Raw genomic sequence first — 12,545 nt, forward strand, 5'->3', positions numbered from 1 at the left:
CTCCGACACCCGATTCCGACGGCCCCGGCCCGCTGCCATGACCCCAGACACCCAACCCGACCCCGCCGGCGGCGAAGCGCTGCAGGAGCAGCCCGCGCCCGCCTGCGTGATGAGCTTCAACGCCAGCGACCCGAGCGGCGCCGGCGGCCTGGCCGGCGACGTGTCGACCATCGCCGCCATGGGCGCCCACGCCCTGCCGGTGGTGACCACCATCGTGATGCGCGACACGGCGGAGATCTTCGACCAGCACGTGATCGATGCCGACGTGGTGGCCGAGCAGGCGCGCAGCATCCTGGAAGACGTGACGATCTCCGGCTGGAAGGTCGGCTTCCTGGGCTCGGCCGAGGGTGTCAGCGCGGTGGCCGAGATCCTCTCCGACTACCCGGATGTGCCGCTGGTGGCCTACCTGCCCAATCTCAGCTGGCTCGAGGAAGACGCCCAGCAGGCCTACCACGACGCCTTCCGCGAACTGGTGCTGCCGCAGACCGAGGTGCTGGTGGGCAGCCACCAGACGCTGACCGACTTCCTGCTGCCCGAGTGGGACAGCGAGCGCCCGGCCTCGCCGCGCGAGCTGGCCGTGGCCGCCGCCGAGCATGGCGCCAGCTACGTGCTGGTGACCAGCGTGGTGCTGCCGGCGGGCAAGGGCGGCGCCGACCAGTTCCTCGACAACGTGCTGGCCTCGGCCCAGGGCGCCATCACCGGTGAGAAATTCGAGCGCTTCGAGGTGGCCTTCGTCGGCGCCGGCGACACGCTCGCCGCCGCGCTGGCCGCGCTGCTCGCCTCGGGCGCCGAACTGCACGCCGCCGTGGGCGAGGCGCTCACCTTCCTCGACCAGTCTCTCGACGCCGGCTTCCGCCCGGGCATGGGCAACGTGGTGCCCGACCGCTTCTTCTGGGCGCTCCCGCCCGCCGAGGAAGGCGAAGGCGGCGAAACGCCGGCCGACGCTCCCTCCACCTCCTCCGACGACAACGACACCCCGCCCAAGGGCCCCCGCCATGTCCACTGATTCCAAGACCAACGCCGGACTGTTCGAACGTGCCCAGAAGGTCATCCCCGGCGGGGTGAACTCGCCGGTGCGCGCCTTCCGCGCCGTCGGCGGCACGCCGCGCTTCATCGCGAAGGCGCATGGCGCCTACATGGTCGACGCCGAGGGCCAGCGCTACATCGACTACATCGGCTCCTGGGGGCCGATGATCCTCGGCCACGGCCACCCGGCGGTGCTCGAGGCGGTGCAGAAGGCCGCGGCCGAGGGCTTCTCGTTCGGCGCGCCGACCGAGCGCGAGATCGAGCTGGCCGAGGAGATCCTCTCGCTCGTGCCGAGCATGGACCAGGTGCGCCTGGTCAGCTCCGGCACCGAGGCGGCGATGAGCGCGCTGCGCCTGGCGCGTGGCGCCACCGGGCGCAGCCGGATCGTCAAGTTCGAGGGCTGCTACCACGGTCATGCCGACGCGCTGCTGGTCAAGGCCGGTTCCGGCCTGGCCACCTTCGGCCACCCGACCAGCGCCGGCGTGCCCGCCGAGGTGGTGCAGCACACGATGGTGCTCGAATACAACAACCTCGCGCAGATCGAGGAGGCCTTCGCGCTGCACGGCAGCGAGATCGCCTGCGTGATGATCGAGCCGATCGCCGGCAACATGAACTTCGTGCGCGCCAGCGTGCCGTTCATGACGAAGCTGCGCGAGCTGTGCACGAAGCATGGCGCCCTGCTGGTGTTCGACGAGGTGATGACGGGCTTCCGCGTCGCGCTGGGCAGCGCGCAGAGCCTGTACGCGAGGCTGATCCCCGGCTTCGTGCCCGACCTCAGCGTGTTCGGCAAGGTGATCGGCGGCGGCATGCCGCTGGCCGCCTTCGGCGGGCGCCGCGCGGTGATGGAGCAGCTCGCCCCGCTCGGCCCGGTCTACCAGGCCGGCACACTCTCGGGCAACCCGGTGGCTACCGCCTGCGGCCTGGCCACGCTGCGTGAGATCCGCAAGCCCGGCTTCTACGAGGCGCTCGGCGCGAAGACGCAGACCCTCGTCGACGGCCTGCTTGGCGCTGCGCGCGAGGCCGGCGTGCCGATGGTGGGCGATTGCGAAGGTGGCATGTTCGGCTTCTTCTTCGCCCGCTCTGTCGACGATGGCCTGCCGCAGAACTATCCGGCCGTGCTCGCCACCGACAAGGAGCGCTTCAACGCCTTCTTCCACGCGATGCTGGAGTCCGGCGTGTACCTCGCCCCGGCGCTGTACGAGGCCGGCTTCGTGAGTGCCGCTCACAGTGCCGAGGACATCGCCGCCACCGTGGCGGCGGCGCGCAAGGCGCTGGCGCGCTGATCAGGCCGGCTGCATCACGCAGGAGAAGAGCGCAGGCCATAGGTCTGCGCACCCACCATCAGGTACTCCACGCGCAGGATCGGATCGCCCTTCTCGCCGGCAAAGGTGAACCCGACCATCGCGACCGCATCGCCGTCGCGCAGCGGCGCCACCTTCCAGGCCTCCATGCGGGTCAGCGGCGCGAGCTCGATGTGCCAGACCTTGTCGGTGCGCGCAGGCAGCTGGGCACGTGCCAGCAGGCCGGCGCCATCCACGCTGGCCGACTGCGCCGGCACCGGGCGGCGTGCCAGGTCGGCCGGCAGCTTCAGATCTGAATCCAGCTCGAGATCGAGCTCCGCGTGAGGGTTGCGCCAGGCCACCTTGCGCGCCTTGCCCGCGAGGTAGATCGGCCGGTTTTGGTCGAAGCTGCTCCAGCCATGGTGCGCGAAGGCCGGTGAGAGCGGCAAGGCGGCCGCGGCGATCAGGAGTTGTCTGCGCTGCATCGTGACTCCGTTCGTTCAGTAGTAGGCAATCCAGCGACCGCAGATGATGACCGCCACCCAAAGCCCCAGCGAGATCAAGGTCTGGGCGCGCGCGATGCCGTCGAGCGACGCCAGCCCGCCACGGGCATGAAAGGATGCGGCGTTCAGGCCGGCCAGCATCAGCAGCGACATCTTGATGACGAACACGCGGTTGGCCAGCAACTCCGCGGGCTGGCTGATGAACATCGTCAGGCCCGTGGCGGCGGCAAGGCAGAAGCCCGCCAGCGACACCGGAAGGGCCAGCCGGGCCAGTGCCAGCACGTCCAGCGCACGCGCCAGGCCCCACACGCGCAGCTCGAGCACCACCAGGCCGCCGAACAGCATCGCGATGCCGATCACGTGCAGCGACTCCAGCAGCGGATACAGCCACGGGTGCGACGCGATCCAGGCGAAGGCGATCACGGGGCGAGGCTCGTTCATGACCCCGCACCTTAGCAGTGAAGCCCCGCGGTGCGCTCCATAGAATCGGCTCATGCACATCCACATCCTGGGCATCTGCGGCACCTTCATGGGCGGCCTGGCCGCGCTCGCCCGCGAGGCCGGCCATCGCGTCACCGGCTGTGACGCCAACGTCTACCCGCCGATGAGCGACCAGCTGCGCGCACTCGGCATCGAGCTGATCGAGGGTTATGGCGCCGACCAGCTCGCGCTCAAGCCCGACCTGTTCGTGGTCGGCAACGTGGTCTCGCGCGGCAATGCGCTGATGGAGGCCATCCTCGACGGCGGCGCGCCCTACACCAGCGGGCCGCAGTGGCTGGCCGACCACGTGCTGCAGGGCCGCCATGTGCTGGCGGTGGCCGGCACCCACGGCAAGACGACCACCACCTCGATGCTGGCCTGGATCCTCGAGCAGGCCGGGCTGCAGCCGGGCTTCCTGGTCGGCGGCGTGCCGCTGAACTTCAGTGTCTCGGCGCGGCTGGGCGCCGGCCGGACCTTCGTCATCGAGGCCGACGAGTACGACACCGCCTTCTTCGACAAGCGCAGCAAGTTCGTGCATTACCGGCCGCGCACCGCGATCCTCAACAACCTCGAGCTCGACCACGCCGACATCTTCGAGAACCTGGCGGCCATCGAGCGGCAGTTTCACCACCTGGTGCGCACCGTGCCCGGCCAGGGCCGGCTGGTGGTCAACAGCCGCGAGGAGAGCCTGCAGCGCGTGCTGGCCATGGGCTGCTGGAGCGAGGTGGTGCGCTTCGGCGCGCGCAAGGAGGAGCCCGGCGCCTGGCGTGCCCGCGGCGAGCCCCACGCCTTCGACGTGCTGCGCGGCAGCCTGAAGCTCGCGCGCGTGGAGTGGGGCCTGCTCGGCGAGCACAACCAGCTCAACGCGCTGGCGGCGATGGCCGCGGCCGAACATGTGGGCGTGGCACCGGAGGTCGCGGCGCGTGCGCTGGCGGGCTTCGAGAACGTGCGCCGGCGCCTGGAACTGCGCGGCGAGGCTGGCGGCATCAGGGTCTACGACGACTTCGCCCACCACCCCACCGCGATGCGCACCACCGTCAACGGGTTGCGCCGCAAGGTGGGCAACGAACGCATCCTGGCCGTCTTCGAGCCGCGCTCCAACACCATGAAGCTCGGCACGATGAAGGCGCAGCTGCCGTGGTCGCTGGAGGAAGCCGACCTCGCCTTCTGCCACAGCGGCGGCTTGGGCTGGAACGCCGAGGAGGCGCTGGCACCGATGGGCCACCAGGCGGTGGTGTGCGACTCGATCGACGCACTGGTCGACCGCGTGGTGGCCGCCGCGCGGCCCGGCGACCACGTGCTGTGCATGAGCAACGGCGGCTTCGGCGGCATCCACGGCAAGCTGCTGGCAGCGCTGGCAGCCAGGGCGCGCTGAGCCGCCTGCGACATCCCACCGCGGCTGTGGCGCAGGTCACCACGGCGGCGTGAGATCCGCACGCGCGGCACGAACGTGGGGGATGTGGCGCCCGACGTGGTTGTCCAGCATCCCGGCCCCGAGAGCCTCGCATCCTGGCGAAGGCTCCGGATCCGGGAGACGAGAAGATGAACCGCCCTGGCGCGCTGCCCCCTGGCACGCGCATCGCCGACCTCCAACTGGACCGCTGCCTCGGCGCCTCGCCTCTGGGCTTCGAGTACCTCGCCCGCAGCACGGGCAGCGGCAGCCCCTGCCGGCTGGCGGAATACATGCCCGAGCGATTGACGGAGCGCCGCGGCGCCGTGGTGGCCGTGCGCCCGGGCGCGGCAGCGGCCTTCGAGGCGGGCCGGCGCGCCTTCCAGCTCGACGCCGACCGTTTCTCGCTGCCGCGCCACGAGTCGCTGGCGGTGGCGCGACGGCTGCTGGTCGAGAACGGCACGACCTACGTGCAGCTGCCGTGGCACGAGGGACAGACGCTGGCCGACGAGATCGGGCGCTACTGCGCGCCGGTCGAGCCGGCCGACGTGCGCGCCTGGCTGCGCGCCGTCGGCGGTGCGCTCGGACAACTGCACCGCGGAGGCGTGGTCCACGGCGGCGTCAGCCCGGCGCGCATCGTGCGTCTTCGCGACGGAACGGTGCGCCTCGGCCTGCCCGACTCCGCGCGCTGGCCGCTGTCGGCCTGGATGCCGGAAGTGATCGACTTCGACGACCCGTCGCTCGCCCCGGAACAGCTGCTCGAGTCCGCGCAGCGGGCGCAGGCCGTCGGCCCGTGGACCGATGTCTATGGCCTGGCGACGATCGCCCACCTGGCCATCGCCTCGCGGCTGCCTCCAGCCGCGCGGCATCGTGACGCCTGCCTGGCGCGTCCATCACTCTTGAACTTCGCCAACACCCGCTGGGAAATGGCCATGCTGCTGGCCATCGACCGCGCGCTCTCGCCCGACCCCGGCTCGCGCCCACGCAGCATGGACGACTTCCTGTCAGCGATGGGGCTGATGGAGCGTCGCGCCCGGCCGCGGGCCCCGGGGGAGAGCCTGCTCGGCCACGTGCTCGACAGGCCGACGGTCACGGCACCGGCCGCGACGCCGGCGGCCGGGCCGGCGCCTGCCACCATCGCCGCGGCGCCGGAACCGACCATCGAGACCCTGAGCGGGCCGGCGATCCCCCCGGGGCCCGCGCCCACGCCGCCGGCCGAGCCGCGACGGAACTCGGGCTGGTGGCAGCTGCTGATCGTGCTGCTGTTCGCGCTGCTGGCGGCGGTGGCCATCGGGGCGGCCGTTCGCCACCCGGCTGGCGGCCAGACCAGCACCGGTCAGCGGCCGAGCGAGACGCCGATGTCGGTGGCCGCCCGCAGCAACGGGTGATCGAGCGGCACGTCGCGGCTGCGGCCTGCCACGTCCGCCAAGGGAACGCTCTCGATGCGCTGCCCCTGCAGCACCACCACGCGGTTGAACTCGCGAGCCGCCACCAGCTGCGCGGCCGCATGGCCGTACTGCGTGGCCAGCACGCGGTCGAAGGGTGTCGGCGGCCCGCCACGCTGCACGTGGCCGAGGATGGTGGTGCGCACCTCGCAGCCGACCAGCGGCTCGAGCTGCGCGCGCAGCACGTTGCCCACGCCGCCCAGGCGCACCGGTTCCGGCGAATCCTCGATGCGCTCCTTGACGGTGACACCGCCGCCTTCCGGCTTCGCGCCTTCGGCCACGCAGATCAGCGTGTAGCGCTGGCGCGCCTCGCGCTCGCGGCAGACGCGTGCGATCTCGTCGAGCCGGTAGGGCAGCTCGGGCACGAGGATGACGTCGGCGCCGCCGGCCAGCCCGGCATGCAGCGCGATCCAGCCCGCCCAGCGGCCCATGGTCTCGAGGATCATCACGCGGCCGTGGCTCTGGCCGGTGGTCTGCAGGCGGTCGAGGGCCTCGGTGACGATGGCCACCGCGGTGTCGAAGCCGAAGCTGCGGTCGGTGTGCGCAAGGTCGTTGTCGATGGTCTTCGGGCAGCCGACCACCGGCACGCCCTTGTCGGCGAGCTGCTGCGCGATCGCCATGCTGCCGTCGCCGCCGATCACCACGATCGCGTCCAGCCCCAGCTCGCGCACGTAGGCCACGACACGGTCGGAGACATCGGCGCCTCCTTCGCCGAAGTAGCCGAAGGGATTGGCCTTGTTGTGGGTGCCGAGAATGGTGCCGCCGGTGGCCATGATGCCGGCCACCGAGCGCAGGTCCAGCGGCCGCACGCGGCGCTCGATCAGGCCGAGGAAGCCCTGCTCGATGCCGACCACCTCCGCGCCGGCCTGCCGGATCAGCGACTTGGCGACCGCGCGGATCACCGCATTCAGGCCCGGGCAATCTCCGCCGCCGGTGAGAACGCCTACGCGCATGTGAATCTCCTGCTGTGCTGCGCGCGCAGTGTAGGAGCGCCCGCAGGCTTGCGGCAGACTGCGGCTTGATGATGCGCAAACCCACCACCCACCTGCTCTACCTGCATGGTTTCCGCTCCTCGCCACAGTCGGCCAAGGCGCGCCGCGTGGCCGCCTGGGTGCGCGAGCACCGCCCTGACCTGCGCTGGTGGTGCCCGCAGCTGCCACCGTCGCCGCGCGAGGCGCTGGCAATGGTGCTGGCCGGCGTGGCGGATTGGCCCGTCGAGACGATGGCGGTGATCGGCAGTTCGCTGGGCGGCTTCTATGCCACCGCCGTCGCCGAGCGCCTGGGCTGCCCCGCGGTCCTGCTCAATCCGGCGATCGACCCGGCGCGCGACCTTGAGAAGTACATCGGCGAGCAGACCGCCTGGCACGATCCGGCCGAGCGCTTCTACTTCCGCTCCGAGTTCGTCGGCGAGCTGCGCGCGATGACGCCGGCGGCGATCAGCCGGCCCGAGCGCTACTTCGCGGTGATCGCCAAGGGCGACGAGGTGCTGGATTGGAAGGAGATGGCGGCACGATATGCCGGCTGCCGCATCAAGCTGCTCGAAGGCAGCGACCACGCGCTGTCGGACTTCGAGAACCACCTCGACGAGATCGTCGAGTTCGCCAGCCTGGTCAGTCCTTCGGCGAGTTCCAGGTGACGATGGTCCAGACGACGCGACCCCAGATCTCCAGGTTGAACCAGAACAGCGCGATCAGGATGGTGAAGTGCCTCAGCCGCTTGCCGAGTTCGGCGAAGCGGTCGTCGTCACGCAGCACGTACATCAGGAACGTGAACAGCCAACCGGCGGCGAACAAGCCGCCGACGACGCCCATGATCCAGCGGAAGATCAGCATCCCTTGATTCCCGAGCCCACGTTCACAACACCATCGCCATGCGCTCCAGCGCCAGCACCGCGAAGAACCCCAGCGCCGCGATCACGGTCCACTTGACGATGCGGATACCGAGGAAGCGCCACTTGGCCTGCCCGGTGCCGATGTACATCGCGAAGCAAAGCAGCCCGGCCACCAGCAGCAGCAGGACGATCCAGCGAAAGATCAGCATCGTATCGGAGCCGGCTTACCAGGCGGGCGCGAGCTCGGACAGCCCCCGCGGCAGCCGGCTCGCATCCTCGATGGTGACGATCTCGTAGTTCGCCGGATCGGCCATCAGCGCCCGAAGCAGCCTGTTGTTCAGCGCATGGCCCGACTTGAAGGCGCTGTAGGCGGCCAGGATGGGCCGCCCGGCCATCGCCATGTCGCCGATGGCGTCGAGGATCTTGTGCTTGACGAACTCGTCGTCGTAGCGCAGCCCCTCGGCATTGAGCACCTTCGACTCGTCGACCACGATCACGTTGTCCATGCTGCCGCCCAGGCCGAGGCCGCGCGCGCGCATCATGTCGACGTCCTTGCTGAAGCCGAAGGTGCGGGCACGCGCGATCTCGCGCTTGTAGTTGCCCGAGCCCATGTCGAAGGTGACACGCTGGCCGGTCTGGTCGACCGCCGGGTGGTGGAACTCGATCTCGAAGGTAAGCTTGTAGCCCTCGAAGGGCTCGAGCTTCGCCCACATCAGGCGCTCGCCTTCGCCCTCGCGCACCTCCACCGTCTTCTTCACGCGGATGAAGCGCTTGGGTGCGTCCTGCAGTTCGATGCCGGCGCTCTGCAGCAGGTAGACGAACGAGGCCGCCGAGCCGTCGAGGATGGGCACCTCCTCGGCCGTCAGGTCGATGGTCAGGTTGTCCAGCCCGAGGCCGGCGCAGGCCGACAGCAGGTGCTCGACCGTCTTCACCTTGGGCGCGCCCGGGTCGCCGCCGGGCGACAGCGTGGTGGCCATGCGCGTGTCGCTGACCACCTCCGCCGACAGCGGGATCGCCACCGGCTGCGGCAGGTCGACGCGCCGGAACACGATGCCGTGGTCGGGCGGCGCGGGGCGCAGCGTCAGTTCGACACGCTGCCCGCCGTGCACGCCCACGCCGACGGCGCGCGTCATGGACTTCAGGGTGCGTTGCTGCAGCATGGCCGGGATTGTCCCCGATCCGGCGCGCCGCCGCGCCACGAAGCGATCAATCACCTCCATAGAGGAACTTGCGGGCCCTCGCGGGCCCGCAAGTCTCAGTCGGCTTGCTTCCTGAGGAAAGCCGGGATCTCGATCTCGTCCATGCCGTGGCTGGCCAGCGCATCCACCTTCGCGGCCGCGGTGCGGCCGTTGCGCCACACGCTGGGCGTGTTCAGCGCGGTGTAGTCGTGCGCCGGCGGGGTGGTCTGCACCGGGGTGGTCAGCACCGGGATGTTGTCGGTGCCGGTGCGCTGCACCGGTGCGCTGTGCACCACCTGGATCGGCGCCGCCTGCTGGCGCTTTACCGGGCTCAGGCCGGTGGCGATCACCGTCACGCGGAGCTGGTCGCCCAGCGTCTCGTCATAGGCCGTGCCGTAGATCACGTGCGCATCGTCCGCGGCGTAGCGGCGGATGGTGTTCATCGCATTGCGGCTCTCCGAGAGCTTGAAGTTCGCGCGGTTGGCTGCGATCAGCACCAGCACGCCGCGCGCGCCGGAGAGGTCGATGCCTTCCAGCAGCGGGCAGGCCACGGCGGCCTCGGCAGCCTTGGTGGCGCGGTCCGGGCCGGTGGCCAAGGCGGTGCCCATCATCGCCTTGCCGGGCTCGCCCATGACCGTCTTCACGTCCTCGAAGTCGACGTTGACCATCCCCGGGATGTGGATGATGTCGCTGATGCCGCCCACGGCGTTGCGCAGCACGTCGTTGGCGTGAGCGAAGGCCTGGTCCTGGGTGACGTCGTCGCCGAGCACCTCGAGCAGCTTGTCGTTGAGGATGACGATCAGCGAGTCGACGTTGGCCTCCAGTTCGGCCAGGCCGTGGTCGGCTGCCTTCGCGCGGCGCGCGCCCTCGAACTCGAACGGCTTGGTGACCACGCCGACGGTCAGGATGCCCATCTCCTTGGCCACGCGCGCAATCACCGGCGCGGCGCCGGTACCGGTGCCGCCACCCATGCCGGCGGTGATGAACAGCATGTTGGCGCCGGTGATGGCCTCGCGGATGCGGTCGACCGCCTCCTCTGCGGCGGCGCGGCCGGCCTCCGGCTTGGCGCCGGCACCCAGGCCGGTGGTGCCGAGCTGGATCAGCGAGGTGGCTGCCGAGCGGTTGAGCGCCTGCGCGTCGGTGTTGGCGCAGATGAATTCCACGCCCTGGACGCCGTTGGCGATCATGTGCTCGACGGCATTGCCGCCGCCGCCGCCGACGCCGATGACCTTGATCCGCGTGCCGAGGTCGAACTCTTCGATCATTTCGATGGGCATGGTGTTTCTCCGATGAAGTGCTGCAGTTGCCTGAAAGTGAATTGCCGTTGATTCAACGCGTTTGCCTGTTGTTGTTCCGGTCTTCGCCGGATCGCCTGGATAGGGATGAAAGGGGGGTCGTGGTTGTTCATGGGCCGCCCTTCAGAAGTTGCCGAGGAACCAGTCCTTGGCGCGGCCGAACAGGGTCTGCACCGACCCCGCCTGCTGCGCGGCGCGCTGGCCGCGGGTGCGGCCGAGCCGCGCCTCCTCGAGGAGTCCCATGACCGTGGCCGAGCGCGGGTTGGCCACCATGTCCGCGAGCGGCCCGTGGTAGGTGGGAATGCCCTTGCGCACCGGCTTGAGGAAGATGTCCTCGCCGAGCTCGACCATGCCGGGCATGACCGCCGCGCCGCCGGTGATCACGATGCCGGAGGACAGCAGCTCCTCGCAGCCGCTCTCGCGGATCACCTGGTGCACCAGCGAATAGATTTCCTCGACGCGCGGCTCGATCACGCCGGCCAGCGCCTGGCGGCTGAGCATGCGCGGCGCGCGGTCGCCCAGGCCGGGCACCTCGAGGTTGTCGGCCGGGTCGGCCAGCAGCTGCTTGGCCACGCCGTACTCGACCTTGATCTCCTCGGCGTCCTTGGTCGGCGGGCGCAACGCCATCGCGATGTCGCTGGTGTTCAGGTCGCCGGCGTTCGGGATCACCGCGGGGTGGCGGATTGCGCCGTCGGTGAAGATGGCCACGTCGGTGGTGCCGGCGCCGATGTCGACGATGGCCACGCCGAGGTCCTTCTCGTCCTCGGTGAGCACGGCGTGGCTGCTGGCGCTCGGGTTCAGCACCAGCTGCTCCACCTCGAGGCCGCAGCGGCGCACGCATTTCACGATGTTCTCCGCCGCGCTGCCCGCGCCGGTGACGATGTGGACCTTCACCTCGAGCCGACCGCCGCTCATGCCGATCGGCTCCTTCACCTCGTGGCCGTCGATCACGAACTCCTGCGCCTGCACCAGCAGCAGCCGCTGGTCATTGGGGATGTTGATCGCCTTGGCGGTCTCGACCACCCGCGCCACGTCGACCGGCGTGACCTCCTTGTCGCGCACGATCACCATGCCGGTGGAGTTCTGTCCGCGGATGTGGCTGCCGGTGATGCCGGTGTAGACGCGCGTGATCTTGCAGTCGGCCATCATCTCGGCCTCCTTCAAGGCCTGCTGGATCGACTGCACCGTCGCATCGATGTTGACCACCACGCCACGCTTGAGGCCATGGCTGGGCGCCACGCCGAGGCCGGCGATGCGCAATTCGCCGTCGGCCTGCACCTCCGCCACCACCGCCATCACCTTGGCGGTGCCGATGTCCAGCCCGACGACGAGATCCTTGTATTCCTTGGCCATCCTCTAGTTCCTCCCGGCGCCGCCGGTGCCCGCCCCGCCGGTCGAGACACCCTTGAGCCGCACCGCATATCCGTCGTTGTGGCGCAGGTCCGCGTGCACCAGCGGACGCTGGTGCTGGGCGATCACCTGCGGCAGCGTGGCCACGAACCGCTGCAGGCGCGCCACGATCTCGTCGTCCGTGCCGCGGCCGATCTCGATCGCCGCCCCGCCGTCGAGCTCGGCGGTGATCGAGCCGCGCCCGGACATCGCCAGCTCCTCGATGCGCACGTCCAGCGGCTGCACCACCGGCTGCAGCTTCTGGTAGAGCACCAGCAGCCGCGCCGAGCTGCCCTCGGGGCCGCGCAGCACCGGCAGCTCGTCCTCGTCGACGTCGCCGGGATTGGCCTCGAACACCTCGCCGATGCTGTTGACCAGCTTGTCCTCGCCTTCCTCGGTGGCCCACAGCGCCGCGGCGCGGTGCTCCTCCAGCCGCACCGCCAGCCGGTTCGGCCAGATGCGCTGCACCACCGCATGGCGCACCCAGGGCACCGACTCGAAGGCCTCGCGCGCGCGCTGCAGGTCGAGCGAAAAGAAGTTGCCGGCCAGGTGCGGCATCGCATTGGCGCGGATGGTCGACGCACTGTTGCGTGCCACGTCGCCCTCGACGCGGATCGCGCGCAGCGCGAACACCGGCTGCTTGGCCATCCACAAGGCCGCCACCACCGCGATCACCAGCAGCCCGACCAGCGCGAACAGCGCCGCGGTGGCGTTCATCAGCCGCACGT

General features: G+C 70.3%; 14 protein-coding genes. 5 read left to right on the forward strand and 9 right to left on the reverse strand.

Annotation, left to right across the window (positions count from 1 at the left end; all coding sequences use genetic code 11):
- Positions 1 to 37: 37 nt before the first annotated feature.
- Complete coding sequence (gene thiD, locus AB7U92_RS10325) at positions 38 to 1,006, forward strand: bifunctional hydroxymethylpyrimidine kinase/phosphomethylpyrimidine kinase (protein ID WP_428576106.1); 969 nt, start codon at positions 38 to 40, stop codon at positions 1,004 to 1,006.
- Positions 996 to 2,309 (forward strand): glutamate-1-semialdehyde 2,1-aminomutase, encoded by a 1,314-nt coding sequence (hemL, locus tag AB7U92_RS10330; RefSeq protein WP_428576107.1) that lies wholly within the window; start codon positions 996 to 998, stop codon positions 2,307 to 2,309. The genes thiD and hemL overlap by 11 nt, the downstream gene beginning before the upstream one ends.
- A gap of 14 nt (positions 2,310 to 2,323) precedes the next feature.
- On the opposite strand, the gene AB7U92_RS10335 is transcribed toward hemL, so the two are convergent.
- Both AB7U92_RS10335 and AB7U92_RS10340 read right to left on the reverse strand, forming a co-directional pair.
- A complete protein-coding gene (locus tag AB7U92_RS10335) occupies positions 2,324 to 2,791 on the reverse strand; it encodes a DUF6152 family protein (protein ID WP_428576108.1) in 468 nt (155 codons plus the stop codon).
- A 15-nt stretch (positions 2,792 to 2,806) separates the two neighbouring features.
- Positions 2,807 to 3,250, reverse strand: coding sequence for a hypothetical protein (locus AB7U92_RS10340; protein ID WP_428576109.1), 444 nt, complete (start codon positions 3,248 to 3,250; stop codon positions 2,807 to 2,809).
- Between the two features lie 52 nt (positions 3,251 to 3,302).
- On the opposite strand from AB7U92_RS10340, the gene mpl reads away from it, so the two are divergent.
- Together mpl and AB7U92_RS10350 are read left to right on the forward strand one after the other, a co-directional pair.
- Positions 3,303 to 4,664 (forward strand): UDP-N-acetylmuramate:L-alanyl-gamma-D-glutamyl-meso-diaminopimelate ligase, encoded by a 1,362-nt coding sequence (gene mpl, locus AB7U92_RS10345; protein WP_428576110.1) that lies wholly within the window; start codon positions 3,303 to 3,305, stop codon positions 4,662 to 4,664.
- A gap of 167 nt (positions 4,665 to 4,831) precedes the next feature.
- Positions 4,832 to 6,067 carry a hypothetical protein gene (locus tag AB7U92_RS10350; protein ID WP_428576111.1) on the forward strand — a complete coding sequence of 412 codons (1,236 nt, stop codon included), beginning with the start codon at positions 4,832 to 4,834 and terminating at the stop codon, positions 6,065 to 6,067.
- On the opposite strand, the gene AB7U92_RS10355 is transcribed toward AB7U92_RS10350, so the two are convergent.
- Positions 6,016 to 7,077, reverse strand: coding sequence for a 6-phosphofructokinase (locus AB7U92_RS10355; protein ID WP_428576112.1), 1,062 nt, complete (start codon positions 7,075 to 7,077; stop codon positions 6,016 to 6,018). The two genes, AB7U92_RS10350 and AB7U92_RS10355, sit on opposite strands and share 52 nt — an antisense overlap.
- 71 nt (positions 7,078 to 7,148) lie before the next feature.
- Here AB7U92_RS10355 and AB7U92_RS10360 point away from each other — a divergent pair, with 71 nt between their 5' ends.
- On the forward strand, positions 7,149 to 7,760 hold the full coding sequence (locus AB7U92_RS10360) for a YqiA/YcfP family alpha/beta fold hydrolase (protein WP_428576119.1): 612 nt from the start codon (positions 7,149 to 7,151) through the stop codon (positions 7,758 to 7,760).
- Here the strand turns inward: AB7U92_RS10360 and AB7U92_RS10365 are convergent.
- The 6 genes from AB7U92_RS10365 to AB7U92_RS10390 form a co-directional block, all read right to left on the reverse strand.
- Positions 7,735 to 7,956 (reverse strand): hypothetical protein, encoded by a 222-nt coding sequence (locus AB7U92_RS10365; protein WP_428576113.1) that lies wholly within the window; start codon positions 7,954 to 7,956, stop codon positions 7,735 to 7,737. The two genes, AB7U92_RS10360 and AB7U92_RS10365, sit on opposite strands and share 26 nt — an antisense overlap.
- A gap of 22 nt (positions 7,957 to 7,978) precedes the next feature.
- Positions 7,979 to 8,164 carry a hypothetical protein gene (locus AB7U92_RS10370; protein ID WP_428576114.1) on the reverse strand — a complete coding sequence of 62 codons (186 nt, stop codon included), beginning with the start codon at positions 8,162 to 8,164 and terminating at the stop codon, positions 7,979 to 7,981.
- Positions 8,165 to 8,179: 15 nt separating this feature from the next.
- A complete protein-coding gene (gene lpxC, locus AB7U92_RS10375) occupies positions 8,180 to 9,115 on the reverse strand; it encodes a UDP-3-O-acyl-N-acetylglucosamine deacetylase (RefSeq protein ID WP_428576115.1) in 936 nt (311 codons plus the stop codon).
- A gap of 95 nt (positions 9,116 to 9,210) precedes the next feature.
- On the reverse strand, positions 9,211 to 10,410 hold the full coding sequence (gene ftsZ, locus AB7U92_RS10380; protein WP_428576116.1) for a cell division protein FtsZ: 1,200 nt from the start codon (positions 10,408 to 10,410) through the stop codon (positions 9,211 to 9,213).
- Between the two features lie 141 nt (positions 10,411 to 10,551).
- Positions 10,552 to 11,781, reverse strand: coding sequence for a cell division protein FtsA (gene ftsA, locus AB7U92_RS10385; RefSeq protein ID WP_428576117.1), 1,230 nt, complete (start codon positions 11,779 to 11,781; stop codon positions 10,552 to 10,554).
- A 3-nt stretch (positions 11,782 to 11,784) separates the two neighbouring features.
- Complete coding sequence (locus AB7U92_RS10390; protein ID WP_428576118.1) at positions 11,785 to 12,543, reverse strand: cell division protein FtsQ/DivIB; 759 nt, start codon at positions 12,541 to 12,543, stop codon at positions 11,785 to 11,787.
- Between the last annotated feature and the right edge of the window lie 2 nt (positions 12,544 to 12,545).

It is taken from the genome of Piscinibacter sp. (assembly GCF_050175855.1).
Lineage (GTDB): Bacteria > Pseudomonadota > Gammaproteobacteria > Burkholderiales > Burkholderiaceae_C > Piscinibacter.